Annotated in this window: 13 protein-coding genes and 2 tRNA genes; 7 read left to right on the forward strand and 8 right to left on the reverse strand. The window is 32.4% G+C overall.

Going from position 1 to position 16,756, the window contains the following annotated elements; translation table 11 throughout:
* Window positions 1-153 precede the first annotated feature (153 nt).
* A complete protein-coding gene (locus N456_RS25030) occupies window positions 154-315 on the forward strand; it encodes a transposase (RefSeq protein WP_240315545.1) in 162 nt (53 codons plus the stop codon).
* A 197-nt stretch (window positions 316-512) separates the two neighbouring features.
* Here the strand turns inward: N456_RS25030 and N456_RS14445 are convergent.
* Window positions 513-587 (reverse strand) — tRNA-Pro (locus N456_RS14445).
* Between the two features lie 497 nt (window positions 588-1,084).
* On the opposite strand from N456_RS14445, the gene N456_RS14450 reads away from it, so the two are divergent.
* From N456_RS14450 to N456_RS14460, 3 genes are all read left to right on the forward strand, one after another.
* Complete coding sequence (locus tag N456_RS14450) at window positions 1,085-2,386, forward strand: cytochrome ubiquinol oxidase subunit I (RefSeq protein ID WP_062058672.1); 1,302 nt, start codon at window positions 1,085-1,087, stop codon at window positions 2,384-2,386.
* A gap of 5 nt (window positions 2,387-2,391) precedes the next feature.
* On the forward strand, window positions 2,392-3,420 hold the full coding sequence (locus N456_RS14455) for a cytochrome d ubiquinol oxidase subunit II (protein WP_062058674.1): 1,029 nt from the start codon (window positions 2,392-2,394) through the stop codon (window positions 3,418-3,420).
* Between the two features lie 62 nt (window positions 3,421-3,482).
* Window positions 3,483-3,557: transfer RNA gene (locus N456_RS14460), tRNA-Pro, on the forward strand.
* A 46-nt stretch (window positions 3,558-3,603) separates the two neighbouring features.
* Here N456_RS14460 and N456_RS14465 read toward each other — a convergent pair.
* Entirely contained in the window at window positions 3,604-5,697 is a 2,094-nt protein-coding gene (locus tag N456_RS14465; RefSeq protein ID WP_062058676.1) for a thioredoxin domain-containing protein, read from the reverse strand.
* Window positions 5,698-5,937: 240 nt separating this feature from the next.
* On the opposite strand from N456_RS14465, the gene N456_RS14470 reads away from it, so the two are divergent.
* From N456_RS14470 to N456_RS24520, 3 genes are all read left to right on the forward strand, one after another.
* Window positions 5,938-9,246, forward strand: coding sequence for a VCBS repeat-containing protein (locus tag N456_RS14470; RefSeq protein ID WP_062058679.1), 3,309 nt, complete (start codon window positions 5,938-5,940; stop codon window positions 9,244-9,246).
* A 96-nt stretch (window positions 9,247-9,342) separates the two neighbouring features.
* A complete protein-coding gene (locus tag N456_RS14475) occupies window positions 9,343-9,696 on the forward strand; it encodes an alpha/beta fold hydrolase (protein WP_062058682.1) in 354 nt (117 codons plus the stop codon).
* Between the two features lie 78 nt (window positions 9,697-9,774).
* Entirely contained in the window at window positions 9,775-9,942 is a 168-nt protein-coding gene (locus N456_RS24520) for a hypothetical protein (protein ID WP_158447898.1), read from the forward strand.
* A 570-nt stretch (window positions 9,943-10,512) separates the two neighbouring features.
* Here N456_RS24520 and N456_RS14480 read toward each other — a convergent pair.
* The 6 genes from N456_RS14480 to N456_RS14505 are packed head-to-tail and all read right to left on the reverse strand — an operon-like array spanning window position 10,513 to window position 16,727.
* Window positions 10,513-11,844 carry a DUF58 domain-containing protein gene (locus N456_RS14480; RefSeq protein ID WP_062059478.1) on the reverse strand — a complete coding sequence of 444 codons (1,332 nt, stop codon included), beginning with the start codon at window positions 11,842-11,844 and terminating at the stop codon, window positions 10,513-10,515.
* 5 nt (window positions 11,845-11,849) lie between these two features.
* Window positions 11,850-12,890 (reverse strand): AAA family ATPase, encoded by a 1,041-nt coding sequence (locus N456_RS14485; protein WP_062058685.1) that lies wholly within the window; start codon window positions 12,888-12,890, stop codon window positions 11,850-11,852.
* A gap of 35 nt (window positions 12,891-12,925) precedes the next feature.
* Window positions 12,926-14,140 (reverse strand): DUF4350 domain-containing protein, encoded by a 1,215-nt coding sequence (locus N456_RS14490; protein ID WP_062058688.1) that lies wholly within the window; start codon window positions 14,138-14,140, stop codon window positions 12,926-12,928.
* Window positions 14,141-14,144: 4 nt separating this feature from the next.
* A complete protein-coding gene (locus N456_RS14495; RefSeq protein WP_082422546.1) occupies window positions 14,145-14,894 on the reverse strand; it encodes a DUF4129 domain-containing protein in 750 nt (249 codons plus the stop codon).
* Entirely contained in the window at window positions 14,891-15,772 is an 882-nt protein-coding gene (locus tag N456_RS14500; RefSeq protein WP_062058690.1) for a hypothetical protein, read from the reverse strand. Before N456_RS14500 ends, N456_RS14495 begins: the two co-directional genes overlap by 4 nt.
* A complete protein-coding gene (locus tag N456_RS14505) occupies window positions 15,762-16,727 on the reverse strand; it encodes a stage II sporulation protein M (protein ID WP_062058693.1) in 966 nt (321 codons plus the stop codon). Before N456_RS14505 ends, N456_RS14500 begins: the two co-directional genes overlap by 11 nt.
* Window positions 16,728-16,756: the final 29 nt, after the last annotated feature.

A 16,756-nucleotide genomic window follows, 5' to 3' on the forward strand; every position in this document is an offset into this window, starting at 1 on the left:
TCTGCCTTTATACGTGTTATTGAGTTATTGAAGGTTTTTAAACCCTATTTGAAGTTAAATTTTATGAAATAACTCATGAATAATTAAATGATTTCTTTCCGTTTTACTGGTTGGTAACAAGGGCTAAGAAATATATTTAATACTGTTACTTCTATACAAACTGCATATACTAAACTAGCACACTGGTATAAAGATGTTGAGCAAACAAGGTTTAGAGCATTCAATACTATCGCAAATACGATAACAATCAATTATAGGTCTATCTTAAGTTATTTTATAAAACGAAGTACTAATTGCATTAGCAGAATCTTTTAATGCAAAGATAAAAGCATTTAGAGCACAATTCAGAGGAGTCAAAAATGTAGAATTCTTCTTATTTAGATTAACCAGAATATTTGCATAAACATAACAATTGGTCTTGATCCTCTTTTACTGACACCGTTACTGACACCACTGCCCCCTTAAACTAGAAAAGCTCCCGTTATCTGTTGATAACGAGAGCTTTAAATTAGTCGGGGTGGCAGGATTCGAACCTGCGACCTCCGCGTCCCAAACGCGGCGCGATAACCGGGCTACGCTACACCCCGAAAATGGTTATCCATTAGCGGGGGCAAATATATATAAAACATTTGATTTGATGATTAATAAAACAATAAAATTTAGTTTTAATTTAAAGTTCTTTTTGATACTCTTATAATAAGTTGATTTTCAATATCCATGCGAGATTCTATAAGTAGACAAGTCTTGATAGCACTATAATATCTCTGTTTTGAGTTAGTTTACTAAATCTACTACTTGTTGTATAGGGGCGTTTAATTGAACATAAAATACTAACAATCCATTATAAAATAACAGATAAATAGTTATTATAATTTACTCTTATTAGGAAAGGTTTTTCAACTCTTTTTTTAAGAAAAAATAAAGGCTTTATGTGATTGTTAAATGAGCGCTAGATCGTATCTTTATAGGATCAAAAGATACCTTCATTAAATGTAGTTTTTCTCACATATGTAACCAATGTTACGTACTATTATTATGCATAAAAGTATCTTTGTAAAGTTAAAGATTTTAAAAAATATATTCTATGGAAAATCTTGATGCTGCAAGACTTCAAATGGCGTTTACCCTTATATTTCATATTGTTTTTGCTTGTATTGGTATGGTGATGCCGTTTTTTATGGTGGTATCTCATTATAAGTGGTTAAAAACAAGAGATCAAGTATATTTAACACTTACCAAATCATGGCAAAAAGGAGTTGCCATATTTTTTGTTACAGGTGCTGTTTCAGGTACAGCATTATCTTTTGAGTTAGGATTGCTTTGGCCAGAATTTATGAAACATGCCGGACCTATTATAGGAATGCCTTTTTCATTAGAAGGAGCTGCATTTTTTGTAGAAGCTATAGCATTAGGTTTCTATCTATATGGTTGGAATAAATTACCCGAAAAATTTCATTGGATAACAGGAGTTATCATAGGATTATCAGGTGTCGCATCAGGGATATTAGTAGTTGCCGCAAACGGATGGATGAATGCTCCTAGTGGATTCGATTATATAGATGGAAAATTCTTAAATATAGATCCAATTCAGGCAATGTTAAACCCTGCTTGGTTTACACAGGCATTACATATGACCTTGGCTGCTTTTACGGCCACAAGTTTTGCTGTAGCAGGAGTCCATGCATATCAGATATATCGAAAAAGAAAAATAGATTTACATAAAAAAGCATTTAAGATAGCAATTACATTTGGTGCTGTCGCAGCAATATTACAGCCTATTAGTGGAGATATTTCTGCTAAGGATATTGCAGTGCGCCAACCTGTAAAACTGGCTGCTATGGAAGCTCATTATGATACAGAAAAAGGAGCTCCATTATATATTGGGGGAATTGTAAATGCTAAAACACAGGAGGTAAGTTATAAAATAGCACTTCCCGGAATGCTATCCTTTCTTGCATTTGCAGATTTTGATGCAGAAGTAAAAGGGCTAAATGATTTTCCTGAAGATGAACGACCCAATGTACCTATGGTGCACTATGCATTTCAGGTTATGGTAGGAATCGGAAGTTTATTAGTATTAGCTGGGCTATTATATTTTGTTTCTTTAAAAAAGAAAAAATGGTTTAATTATAATCGATATTGGTTGCTATTTGTAATATTAGCACCTATGGGATTTATAGCTCTAGAAGCAGGATGGATTGTTACAGAAGTAGGGCGACAACCGTGGATCATTCATAAGATTATGAGAACCAAAGATGCAGTAACACCTATGCCAGGGATTGTATTTAGTTTCTATACCTATATAGCAGTATACTTATCCTTATCAGTTGCTGTTACATGGCTAATGCTTCGACAAATAAAAGTTTTAAATAATTCTAATCACTAAGTAGTATGTTATATGTCGTATTATTTTTTTTAGTTTTTTCCTTGTACCTCTACGTTGTTTTAGGAGGTGCTGATTATGGAGCAGGTATTGTAGAATTATTTTCATCAGAAGAAAATCAGAAAATTACTAAAAAAACAGTTTATAGAGTGATGGGACCTGTATGGGAAGCTAATCATATATGGATTATTATATTGATTGTAATTTTATGGATTGCATTTCCGGTATACTATAATATTATGGTAGTGTATTTACATATCCCACTTACAATACTATTATTAGGGGTAACATTAAGAGGAGTAGCTTTTGTTTTTAGACATTATGACGCAATAATTGATGATTCTCAAAAAATATATGATGGAATGTTTAAAATTTCTAGTTTGATAACTCCAATAGTTCTAGGGATGATATTTGGAGGATTAATTAGTGGTAAAATTAACATGACTGAAGATGTAAGTACACTAACATTTTATGATGCATTTATACGACCTTGGTGTAATGTATTTAGTGTACTAGTAGGAGTGTTTTTTGCATCACTATGTGCATTTTTATCATCTGTTTTATTGATAGGAGAATCCGAAGGAGGAAAAGAAAATATTTATATACGAAAATCTGCTATTGCAATCATAATTGTTTTTATTATAGGAGTATTAACTTTTGGGTATGGTTATATTTCTGAAAATGTATTTGTGCAGGATTTTATAAAAAACCCTTTTGCGATGATCTGTGTTACACTTTCTGCTGTAGTACTAATTCCGTTATGGAATGCCATTAAAAAAGGAAATACCATATGGAGTAGGTTTTTTGCAGGATTACAGGTGTTTTTTATTCTATTGGCAGCTTTAGGCGCTCATTTTCCAGATATACTGATTACTGAAACAGGTAGTATTAGTTTACTCGATAACATTGCTCCTGATAGTGTTATTAAGGTTTTAGGAATATCTCTGATTATTGGAGGGTCAGTAATCTTACCAGGATTATTTCATTTATTAAAATCATTTAAAATGATAAAAATCTTAGAGCAAGATACGGACTAAATTGTACCAATTGAATTTCTGAATTTAATCTAAGGATTATTATATTTGCATTCTAAATTTTTCGGGATGTGGCGCAGTCCGGTTAGCGTACACGGCTGGGGGTCGTGTGGTCGCAGGTTCAAATCCTGTCATCCCGACTTAAAAAAAGAGATCTTATTAAAGGTCTCTTTTTTTTATATACTTTTATAACTGTTTAAGTGCTTCTTCTATACTCTGAACAGGAAGCTTGCAAGAGCCCTCCTGACAGATATAAATAAAGGTTTCATCTTCTATATACTTATCTTTAAATACTGGAAGTGCGCTCTTTTGAGTACTAGCAACGACAATACTATTCGGGATATAGTATGAATTAAAAGTAGTCGCTATAGTAGCTGCATTTTCTCCTACGATTACAATTTCATAAAAAGGATAAACAGTATGAAGTTGTAACATATTCCATTTAGAAAAATCTTTAGCACTATCTGTTATATAACTCATCATAGAAGATAGCATTAGTTTAGATTTTTTTGTAAACTGGGGATTGTAATTTATAATTCCAAGTCTTTTTAGATTATGCCCCATGATTGCATTTGGAGAAGGGATGACTCCATCATCGACTTTAATTAAAGTAGCAATAAGTTTCTGTTCTCTAGTATATGTATACATGCCGCTAACCGAATCTGTGAAATGGGTAGTAACAGTTGTCTGTAAAGTATTTGCATGATCTAGATAACTAGTTTCTAAAGTTGTGCTATACATGGTAATGTAAGCATCAATTAAGAAAGCATAATCCTCTAAAAAACCTTCTTGCTGTTGATCATTTTTTTTATAAGTATGCACCAAAAAACTATCTTTAGTATTATTTTTTTGAATAGCATCAGATAGCGCAATAGCTTTGTTTAGATACTCGATGTTACCAATAGCCTTATAGGCATCGATAAAACCATTGATTAATAAAGCATTCCATGAAGTAATAATTTTATCATCAGAATCAGGAGATGTTCTTTTTTGTCTTTCGGTGAGCAGTAATTCTCGCCATTTAGTTTTTAGAGTTGTAAGATGTTGAGTAGAAATATCATTTTGACTGATAAAAATACTATCGTTAGAAGATTGAGATAGTATAAAATCGGTACTTTTTTTATTAGGATCAGAAGGTTCTAGAGTATAATACTTAGAGAATAGCACATAGTCCTCTTTTAATAGGAGTTGTATTTCTTTTTTACTCCACTGATAATATCCTCCTTCTTTACCTTCGCTATCAGCATCTATAGCTGAATGATATCCTCCATTTTTACTTTTCATTTCACGTTCTAAAAAATCGATAGTTTCTATTACAATAGTTTTATATCGTGGTTTTTTATACATCTTGTAGGCTTTAGCATACAAACTAATCAACTGAGCATTAGTATACAGCATTTTTTCGAAATGAGGGACTTTCCAATAAGGATCAGTGCTATATCTAAAAAAACCTCCTCCGATATGATCATAGATACCGCCTGATGCGATTTTATCTAGAGTATTTTCTACATGTTTTCTGGTTTTATTGTCATTTGTAAGTACTGCATAATCCATTAAAAAATCCAAGCTATGTGGCTTGATAAATTTTTGTTTTTCTAGATTACCTCCCCATTTTAGATCCCAGTTTTTTTGCCAGTTTTTTACACTCTGATCAAGAGTCGCTATAGAGAAATTCTGAATATTTTTTGAAGGCTCAATTATATTAGTAGCACGTATACCAGATGAAATTTTAGACGCATATTCATGTAATTGATCAGGACTAGTTTGATATAAATTCGTGATTTTATGCAACACTTCTTTCCATTGTTCATTGGTATGATATGTTCCTCCATATATAGGTTTTCCGTTAGGAAGAAGGATAATATTAAGAGGCCACCCTCCATTACCTTGCATCAGTTGTACAGCAGTCATGTATATATGATCTAAATCAGGACGTTCTTCTCGATCTACTTTGATATTTATAAAATGCTCATTCATAGAAGCAGCAACAGTTTTATCTGTAAAAGTCTCTTTCTCCATTACATGACACCAATGGCAAGAAGAATACCCAATACTTACTACTATCAATTTATTGGTTTTAGTAGCTTCTTCAAGAACAGCATCACTCCATGGTCTCCAGTCAACAGGATTATAAGCATGCTGTAATAAGTAGGGACTGGTTTCATTAATTAGACTATTGGTGTGCCGAGTATCGTTTGGTGAAGAATTATTTTTACAGCTATATGCGAATAGTACTAAAGTAAAACAACTAATTTTTAAAACCCGAAAAATAGTAAGCATTGTATCAAAAATATATATTATATCAGACCAAAATACAATATTATATAGTACTATTTCTATCTCATATCCAGATTCATTTTTATAAGAGAATGGATATTTTTACTTTAGCTATCTTTATAGACATATTAATGTTGTTTATCTGTAGAGTAATGTTGTTTAGGGGATAAGTTTATAATCAAAAAAAATGTTCCCTATTTTCAAAAGCTCCCGCTATCGGGAATATCAAATTAGAAAAAAATCATGCGTACTATATTATCCTTGCTATTACTAGTTCTAGTGATCTCTGGTTGTTCAACACAAGAGAAAAAGAAAAAAGGTAGTGAAGTCACACCAAAAGAAGAAATTATAACACTGTTCGAAATGGTTCCGGAGAGCCATAGTACGGTTAATTTTAAGAATACAGTAGAAGAAACCTTGTATTTTAACTTTCTTAATTATTCTTATATCTATAATGGAGGAGGAGTAGCAGTAGGTGATATTGATAATGATGGATTAGAAGATATATACTTTACATCTAATCAGGGGACTAATAAACTGTATCTTAATAAAGGTAATTTTATTTTTGAAGATATTACAAAAAAAGCAGGAGTTACTGATGATAAAGGGTGGTCTACAGGAGTTTCTATGGTGGATATCAATGCAGATGGATGGTTGGATATGTATGTGTGTAAATCAGGAGCTCTAAAAGATCAAGAAAACAGAAAAAATAAGCTATATATCAATCAGAAGAATGGCACATTTGTGGAGCAGGCAAATCAATACGGAGTAGCTTCTAATGCATTTTCTACTCAGGCATACTATATCGATTTTGATAAAGATGGAGATTTAGATATGTATTTATTAAATCACAGACCAGACTTTAATAATAATGTAACTATTGACCCAAGAATCCAATCTGCATACCATCCAGAGAGTACAGATCAGTTTTTTGAAAACCGTAATGGAAAATTTATTGACATTACTCAAAAAGCAGGAGTACTAAATAAAGCTTGGGGTTTAAGTGCTTCGATAGGTGATTTTAATGATGATAATTGGCCAGATGTTTATGTAGCAAATGATTTTCTGGAATCTGATTTTTTATATATCAATAACCATGATGGGACATTTACCAATACAATTCTTACCAATTTAGACCACATCAGTGCTAATAGTATGGGATCTGATTTTGCAGATATTAATAATGATCTAAAACCAGATTTAATTGTTTTGGATATGGCAGCAGAAGACCATAAAAGGAGTAAGGAGAATATGGCGACTATGAGTACAGAGCATTTTAATGTTTTGGTAAACTCAGGGTATCACCATCAATATATGTCTAATATGCTACAACTTAATCTAGGAGAAGGTGTTTATAGCGAGATAGGGCAATTGGCGGGAGTAGCAAAAACAGATTGGAGCTGGGCTCCGGTATTAGCAGATTTTAATAATGATGGATTTAAGGATCTATTTGTAACCAATGGAATTCTACACGATCTTTCTAATCAGGATTTTAGAAATAGAATGAAGACTAATATTAGAAATCGGAAGAAAGTAACACTAGACCAAGCAATACGTATGATGCCTTCTACCAAGTTAAGTAACAAGATGTATCTTAATAATGGAGACTTAACATTTTTACCCATTACTAAAGAATGGGGGCTACAGAAAAAGGTAAATTCTAATGGAGTAGCCTATGCTGATCTAGATAATGATGGAGATCTTGATTTGATCCTTAATAATCAGATGGAAACCGCTAGTATTTATAAAAATAATCAAAGTAATAATTTTATTGCGATAAAACTATTAGGAGATACTAATAATCCTAGTAGTATTGGAGCAAAAGTACAGGTGTATACTAAAGATCAACAGCAATCAAGAGCATTATATACGGTTAGAGGATTTCAATCCTCAGTAAGCCAACGATTGCATTTTGGAGTAGGAGAAGCGACCATCATAGATAGTATACAGGTGCAATGGCCTTTAGGGAATTATAGTATTATACGAGATGTAAAAAGTAATCAAATACTTACGATAGCTCAAAAAGATGCTAAAAAAAGTAGCGACGAAGATAAAAAACAATCCACAACTATAGGTACTACTATTGACCCTACCACATTGGGGATCAATTATAAGAATAAAGAACAGAATTTTGATGACTATGCATATCAGTTACTATTGCCACAAAAGCAAAGTGAAAAAGGAATAGCACTAACGGTAGGTGATGTCAATAATGATGGGAGAGATGACTTTTTTGTTGGAAATGCTAAGGGAGCTGCTGCTGCAGTTTATATACAGAAGGAGGATGGTACTTTTAGAACGTCGAGTACTGAGGTTTTCCAAAAAGATATATTGTTTGAAGATGCTAAAGCCATATTTTTTGATATGGATAATGATAAAGATCTAGATTTATATGTAGCCAGTGGTAGTTATGAGGATCAAGAGGATAGCGAATGGCTTCAGGATAGAATCTATGCCAATGATGGGCAAGGTAATTTTACCAGAAAAAATATACTCCCTACAATGAGATCAGTGTCTTCTGCGGTTACAGCATCGGATTTTGATAAAGATGGTGATCTCGATCTTTTTATAGGAGGAGGTGTGATTCCTAAAAAATATCCACTAGCATATCCTTCGCATTTATTGAAGAATGAATCAGGAAAATTTATAACAGTAACTAATGAAATCACTACAGGATTTGATACACTAAGAATGGTTAATGATGCTATTTTTACAGACTATGATCAGGATCAGGATCAAGACCTTATTGTAATAGGAGAGTGGATGCCTATTACTATTTTTGAGAATACTAATGGAGTATTTACAAAAAAAGAAGATAGCACGTTAGCCCATACCTTAGGATGGAATTTTACAATACATGCTACAGATATTGATAAAGATAGGGATACGGATTATTTGATAGGAAACATAGGACAGAATACAAAGTTTCATCCAACAAAAGAAAAGCCGTTACATATCTATGCTAAGGATTTTGATCAAAATGGTAACTTGGATATTATATTAAGTAAAGCGTCTACATCTGGATTGTTACTACCCGTACGAGGAAAGCAGTGTTCTTCTGAGCAATTACCAATGCTTAAAGATAAGTTTAAAACCTATGGTGAGTTTGCAGATGCATCGTTATCGGATATTTATGGAGATCAGGATCTACGAGAAGCAACCCATTATACCGTAACAAACTTTAATACAATGCTATTGGTTAATAAAGGAAAAGGTAATTTTATGATACAACCATTACCCATAGGTGCACAGTTTGGACCGACTACAGATTTTGTGATTTCTGATTTTAATAATGATGGTAATGATGATATTTTTGGGATAGGCTCATTGTACGAAGCAGAAGTAGAAACCATACGCTATGATGCTAATAAGGGGTATGTGGTTTATGGAAATAAAGAAATTTCTTTAGATGGGCTATCGGATTATGATACAACACTTTCTGGAGTACATGGGGTACAGATAAAAGGAGCAGAAAAAATAACGATTGGAGAAAAATTATACATTCTTTTATTGTGTAAGAATGAAGGAATGAAATTAATACAGGTGGAGTAAGAGATACATGTATAAAGACTACTACAACTTCTTTAATAGAAACCAAAGATGTAACGATACGATACTTAATACACAAAAAATGGAAGTAAGAAAACATTGCTCATACATGGATGGGGAAGAAGAACTTCTAGTTTTGGTGCAATAATCCCTGAATTAACAAAAAATGGATCCCAAGTTATACGTTTTGATAGTCCCTGTCATGGCACGAGTACAAAGAGAAAAACAAGCTTTTTTGAAATGTCGGATTTAGTAAAATTATTTTTACAAAAAGATACATACGATTTAATCATTACACATTCAATGGGTACAGTACTTGCTTTTATAGCGATGAGCTCATTAAAATATAAAGTAAATCAAATGATTGTATTAACAACCTCTAGTAGATTTTTAGAATTTATTGGATTAGCTGTTGCTCAATTTGGTTTAACAACGAAAACCACTAAATTATAGATTAATAAAATAAGAAAAACGACAACAGCGTACGACCCAGTAACACTAAGAGTTAGTAATAGTATTAAAAATATAGAAATGAGAGATGTTACGTTCATTCATGATAAATTTGATAAGATAATCCCAATAGAAAAATCCAAATCAGTAAGTTCATTCATTAAGGGGGCTAAATTTATTGAAATAGAAGAAACTGGGCATTTTAAAATGCTCTGGTCTAAGAAAGTAATTAAAATTATTGAAGAATAAATCCTAAGTTATAATACTCAAAGAATATAATTAGTTAATAATATTAATAACAATACTACGTATAACTACTTGATGCCAGAGGGCGGATGTTTCCCATTTTTAGAGTAAGCATAAGAGGTTAGGGATGAAGTATGAGAAGCGATCACCAAAAAGTTAAAAAGCTTCTGTCTTCTAAACCTTCTGATTCGCTGTTTTCATTCAGTTCTACGAATTGAGGACTTCGCATGAGTAGTTTTTGGTTAATTTTAATCAATTTATGTCTCCGATGAGTATTTTTTAGTCAATTTAACCAACCGGAATTTCCGGTTTTAATTTTTTAGTCAATTTAACCAATCGGGAGTTCCCGACGAGCTGTTTTTACTCAGTTCTGGGAATCGGGAGTTCCCGACGGGCTGTTTTCACTCAGTTCTGGGAATCGGGAGTTCCCGACGGGCTGTTTTTACTCAGTTCTGGGAATCGGGAGTTCCCGACGAGCTGTTTTTACTCAGTTCTGGGAATTGGGAACTGTATTTTTTATTCTCTAGTATCGGACTTCGGACTTCCAAGCCTTTAGTATTAAATTTCCAATAGTTATAATAATCCTCTGGCTTTAATCTCTAGGTATTTATTGATCGTATTTACTGTAAGATTCTCTGGGGTAGTTAATACCGTTTGTATTCCATATTTTTGTAGCTCTTTTACCATTACCTTTTTATCATAAGCGAATTGTTGTGCAATAGTTTGATCATATATGGTTTGTATATCTTCTGCTTTTTGATTTATTAACTCATCAAGTTGTGTGTTTTGGAAAAAAATCACTACTAATACATGTTTTTTTGCTAATGCTTGTAAGTAGGGGAGTTGTCTCTTTAATGACGATAGATGCTCAAAGTTGGTGTATAATAATAGTAAACTACGATGGGTAATCTTACGTTTAGTATGTACATATAATAATCCAAAATCTGCATCCAAAAACTGAGTTTTTACATTATATAATGTCTCAGAAATGGTATTGATATAAGTTTTTTTTCTGCTCGAGGGTAAGAAATCATTTACAGTATTAGAAAATGATAGCATTCCTACTTTATCATGTTTTTTTAGAGCAATATTAGAAAAAGCAAGTGTACTATTTATCGCATAATCAAGAAGACTAAGGCCGTTAAAAGGCATTTTCATAACACGGCTGGCATCAATTATAGAATATATAGGTTGTGACTTTTCATCTTGGTATTGGTTGATCATTAGGTTACCATGCTTAGCAGTAGCTTTCCAGTTAATGGTACGTATATCATCTCCTGTAACATATTCTTTTACCTGTTCGAACTCCATAGTATGACCAATCCGACGTATTTTTTTAAGCCCTATCTGAGTTAACTTATTATCAATTGCCAGAAAATCATACTTTTTCATTTGGATAAAAGATGGATATACTTTTACCATTGCGGATTTATCAAAACTATACCGGCGTTTTACGAATCCAATTCGGGTCATGGTATAGATGTATAAATTTCCAAAACTATATTCTCCGCGTTGTACGGGGCGTAATGAGTACTCAAAATCTAAAATAGATTTTGGCGTAATGGTTCCTGTTTTAAGAAAATTTCGTTTTTGAAACTGCACTGGGATTTCATCAATAACTGCTATAGTGGTTGTAAAGGAGTATTGATTTTTTATCTGTACAGGGATTATATTAAAATCACTATTAGAGAATTTTTCTGGTAAGATTCTACTGGCTTCAATTCCTTTTTTGGTAGCATATAAAACCACAAGATCACATAGAAATATGATGATAAACCCCCATGTGAGTACCCATATTATTGGATAGATTATCGTAAACCAGTATGACAGTAAAAATAATACTGATATCAGCGCGAGGATGTAAAATACGCGATGACTTAGATATAGTGATTTTATGAGTTTTATCAAAACTAGCGAGGTATTTCTACGGATTGCAAGATCATTTCTATAACATTTTCGGTGGTCATTCCTTCCATTTCACGTTCTGGAGATAGGATAAGACGGTGTCGTAGTACAGGGGATAGTGATTTTTTGATATCTTCTGGTGTTACAAAATCTCTTCCATTAATTGCGGCAAATGCTTTAGAGGCATTCATAATTGCAATCGAGGCACGAGGAGAACCACCGAGGTATAGATGTGGGTGTGTTCTGGTTTTAGTAACAATCTCGGCGATATACCCTATGATCTTTTCTTCAATAATAACCTCTTGTGTCTTGGTTTTAAATTCTAATAATTTCTCAGGTGTTAGTACGGATTCAATCATTTCTAGCGGTTGCGCAGCCTTTCGATCATGATGTGTTTTTAAAATTGTAATTTCTTCCTGTAGCGTAGGGTAATCTACTTTAATCTTAAATAAAAAACGATCCAATTGTGCTTCTGGTAGTGCATAGGTTCCTTCTTGCTCTACAGGATTCTGAGTTGCTAATACCATAAAAGGAGGTGCCATAAGATACTGGATTCCATCTATAGTCACTTGTTTTTCTTCCATTACTTCGAATAGTGCAGCCTGAGTTTTTGCAGGAGCACGATTAATCTCATCAATGAGTACCATATTAGAAAAGATAGGTCCTTTTTTAAACTCAAAATCACTAGTTTTCATATTCAGAATAGAAGTTCCTAAGACATCACTGGGCATTAGATCTGGTGTAAATTGAATTCTACTAAATCCGGTTTGTAACGTTTTAGCAAATAATTTAGCTGTGATCGTTTTTGCAATTCCAGGTACTCCTTCTATTAATACATGACCGTTAGAGAGTAATGAAACAATTAACAACTCTATAAAATCATGTTGACCGATAATCACTTTGGATAATTCAGATTTTAGCTTTTCTACGGTTTGTTGTAATTCGCTGAGGTCAATTCTGTTTTTAAAATCGAGGTGTTGCTCTGATGCTTCTTGTTGTGAGTTCTGCTCAGGAGGCGTTATATTAGAGGTATCTTCGTTTTCCATGGATATAGTTCTTTTTTTATACTAAAATATCGTTATTAAGATTGCTTTTTGAATGTAGTTATCAATTCATAAAGATGCATTAATTCTTCTTTTTCGATTTTTGATTTTTTATAAAGTATATCAAAATAGTTAAATATAGCGATAGTATCTTCTATAGTGTTATTACTTCTAGAGGCAATATCAATCATTGTTTTTTTGTCTAAAGTATTTGTAGGTATTCTAAGGGTGTTACGGATATATTCTAAAAATAATAGCTGTTGCTTGGTAGCGATTTCTTTATGCTTTTCTTTTTCATAATACATGCCACTGATCGTTCTGGTAAATGCTAAAGTTTGATTTTTTAGAGGTGCTATAATCGGAATGCTTCGTTGTTTCCGTTTTCCTTCAAAAATGACAAATAAGATCACACCAATAACAACAAAATAATAAGACCATTTTAGATATCGATTACTTAGTAGAAGGAAAAGGGGAGAGGTATAGAATTTTTTACCAGACTTATAATAGCTATCCCAAATCACCTGTTGTCTTGGGTTTAAATACGCTAAAAGGTTTTGTGTATACTGATGATTAGCATCCTTTAGCATAAAATAGTTACTGAATGCTTCTGGAAAGGTATGAAGTAAAATTTGACCACTACCAAATTGCTGTTGGATATAATTAGCTTTAGGGTTTTTTATCGCTAAGGTGTCATTGTAGAGTTGTGAAACTCCTAATATCGTAGTATGTACAGTATCTATTTTGCTAAAATATGAATTGTAGATATCTCGATCATATAAAAAAGGAGTTTTGGTTTTAAGATTTTTATTAATTAGTGTAACCAGAGGTTTAGTATTGATATTATCCAGAGCGATATGGCTACTAGTCTCTATAGCGAGGGTGTCTAATAATTGACTTGCTATTGCATTGGCAGAGATAAATAGTGTATTACCATTAGCTACCCAAGAGAGTAGTTTATCTAACTCGTCTTTATCAAAATTGATAGCTCCATTAATAAAAACATAAGTTCCTGTAATAGTATCATTATCCGTAAGAGATTCATAAGGAGGCTTACTACTATTTCTAAAACCTCCATGATTCTTAAAGGATTCTTTGATCAATGAATGAGATACAAAGGTTCCTAAAGGAATTTTATCTACAGAGGAGTAGCTAGGAAACCAGTTTATAGGTTCGGGTTGATTTGCTTCTTGATACATAAGTATACCGATAGCAACTACGATAAAAATGATGAATATTTTAAGGTTTTTAGTCATCAAGTTAGCGTTGGATTATATGGATTATAGCAGTAAAATCTTTTTCTGCTTTTTTATAGGCTTCTTCATCAACTTCAAAATTTCCATACCATATAAAATCATATAGTTTAGTAATTGATTGAAACTTATCTTTTATTGTTTGATCGGCTAATTCGTTACTATAATCAGCATTGGTTTTTTGAGCCTCCCAATCAATAAGTGCTGCATTAGATAGTTTTTTTAATGCAAAAAGATAAGAATATCGAATCGCTAATCTGTAATTTTTGTTAAGTAATGCTTTATCGATCAATTCTTGGATATCCTGATGTTTAATGATATGTTCGTCTTCTGTAAATTGTACTTGTGGAACGGTATGTTTTTCCATAAGCAACTCAGAAGGAGATACTTTCATAAATAGCCAACCTAATAGGAATAGCAATCCTATGATCAATAGATATGGTAAAATTCTTAATACCACAACCCAGAACCCTGTTATTTCATCAGCACCAAAAAACCAATCTTTTAGTTTACCTAATAATTGATTTATCCATTTTTTAAATTGCGTCCACCAATTATCAGGCTGTTCATATACTATATAATTAAAATCCTGTTGTGACTGAAACTCCTGTATTTTCTGCGTGTCGAATTGCGGAATTTCTTTTGGAGAATCCAGATCATATACAAGTTCCTGAGATGTAGATACTATAGTGCTATCTGGAGTCTTAGAATACAGAGAACAAGAAATAAAAAATAGTATGTAATAAAGAATTTTCAATTTATTTTATGATTACCAGATAGTGAATCTATTTCTTCTAAAGTACCTGTATTATGTTTTCTTTCATTAAGATTAAAATAAATAAAAGCAGTAGAGATAGTTGTTATAATATATAATAGATATTGTGCTGATGATGATATGGTGTTTAAAGCTATAAAAATCCAATCGACTTTATTGGTATTTGTCATTGTTTGTTCTGAAGCTGAAGTTAATAAATTAGAATAAGAATAGATCACTGCCGGCAATGAAAATACCAGACTAATCAGCCATATCAGTAATCCAATAATAAAAAGAGTTGCAAAAGTGATCCACCATTCATTTTTTATCAATTGAAAACTTTCGCTAATGGCATCAGAAATACTAGAACTACGAAATACTAGTATTGAAAAAGCTAGGCTCATCGGTACATATAAGTATATCCCAGGGATGAAGCAAAGCATTGTTCCAAAAAAAACAATCAAACCACAGAGTACTCCTAATCCTATAATAGTACCAAAATCTTTTTTTACTCCTTTTACTACGGCTTCTTTTTCTACTACGCCTTTATTATCAATATATGCTTTGATATAATGCAAAACAGTTCCTGAAAGTACACCATAAAAAATAAGTAGTGTTGTAAATAGTGCTAATACTGCAATAATAAAACTTCCTGGAGATTTAAAAACTTCTCCACTGCTTATGTTTACAGGATTAAAAGCGATAGTGTATACATGAGTGTAATAGGCTGAGGCAAGTAAGAGTAAGATAAAAAAGATACCAGAGGTTTTTAGTACTATGGATAGTAATGCTTTACCATTTTGTCTTAAAAAAGCAAAAGTATCTGTAATGATATCTCCGAGCTCTCTTTTTTTCTTAAAATTGATATATCTAGTATTCATTTCTTGATGTGTTATAAAGTTTTCTAGGATAAATTACATAGTAAAATAGGATTAGAGCCAATGAGCTTACTATGATTAATATGGCTAGCCAATCAGGCATTTCGGTATGTCTGGTTACAAAACCTTCTAAAAACCCTGCTATGATAAAGAAAGGAATTGTACTAATTACGATCTTTAATCCAGCTTTGATTCCTCGTATAAAAGAGGTAAGACGTGTATATGTTTTAGGAAACAAAATTGAGTTTCCTACAACTAATCCTGCGGATGCAGCAATAATAATAACCGAAATTTCTATTGTTCCATGAATCCATATGGTACGTGCGCTTTCCCATAGTAGTCCTTTGTCATAGAAAAAATACTGAAAAGAGCCTAGCATAATAAAATTACTCATGAGCATATATAGTGTTCCTATTCCAAACATAATACCGAGTATAAAGCAATTAAGAGCAACTCTAATATTATTGATTGTAATGCCAAGAAACATGTTGGTTTCTCCCATTTTTTTATATACCGCCATGGGATCGTTATTAGCGATATTTTCTAAGGTCATGTTTACATAACCATCTCCTAATATAGATCTCACAAAAGCTCCATCTGTAGCAGAAGAATATGCTCCAATAGCAGTAAATAAAGCAGAAATCAAAAAAGCAATTAGTAATTGTTTTTGATAGGTATAAAATTCTAAAGGGAATTCTTTTACCCAAAAAGAATAGAACCTATTTTTTTTCTCTTTCTTCGTTTTATAGATTTTTTGATGTGCCTGAGATGCTAAACTATTTAAGTAGCTTAATGTTTGACTATTAGGATAAAAGGTCTGAGCATAACTAAGGTGATCGGTTATTTCTATATATAAGTTAGAAAGCTCATCAGGTGTTATTTGAGTATTATTAACCAGAACACTTTCAAATTTTAACCATTTATCCTTATTTTGCTTCACAAAAGCCGCCTCTCGCATAATCTATAATTAAGAGGATCAAAGAAACA

The organism is Aquimarina longa SW024, assembly GCF_001401755.1.
GTDB classification, from domain to species: domain Bacteria; phylum Bacteroidota; class Bacteroidia; order Flavobacteriales; family Flavobacteriaceae; genus Aquimarina; species Aquimarina longa.

What these genes read in the sequence shown, in the direction of transcription:
- N456_RS14485 (WP_062058685.1), bottom strand. Translation starts at nt 12,890, where the DNA reads ATGGAAAACGAAGATACCTCTAATATAACGCCTCCTGAGCAGAACTCA.
- N456_RS14505 (WP_062058693.1), bottom strand. Translation starts at nt 16,727, where the DNA reads ATGCGAGAGGCGGCTTTTGTGAAGCAAAATAAGGATAAATGGTTAAAA.
- N456_RS14455 (WP_062058674.1), top strand. Translation starts at nt 2,392, where the DNA reads ATGTTATATGTCGTATTATTTTTTTTAGTTTTTTCCTTGTACCTCTAC.
- N456_RS14500 (WP_062058690.1), bottom strand. Translation starts at nt 15,772, where the DNA reads ATGAATACTAGATATATCAATTTTAAGAAAAAAAGAGAGCTCGGAGAT.
- N456_RS14490 (WP_062058688.1), bottom strand. Translation starts at nt 14,140, where the DNA reads ATGACTAAAAACCTTAAAATATTCATCATTTTTATCGTAGTTGCTATC.
- N456_RS14465 (WP_062058676.1), bottom strand. Translation starts at nt 5,697, where the DNA reads ATGCTTACTATTTTTCGGGTTTTAAAAATTAGTTGTTTTACTTTAGTA.
- N456_RS24520 (WP_158447898.1), top strand. Translation starts at nt 9,775, where the DNA reads ATGAGAGATGTTACGTTCATTCATGATAAATTTGATAAGATAATCCCA.
- N456_RS14450 (WP_062058672.1), top strand. Translation starts at nt 1,085, where the DNA reads ATGGAAAATCTTGATGCTGCAAGACTTCAAATGGCGTTTACCCTTATA.
- N456_RS14470 (WP_062058679.1), top strand. Translation starts at nt 5,938, where the DNA reads ATGCGTACTATATTATCCTTGCTATTACTAGTTCTAGTGATCTCTGGT.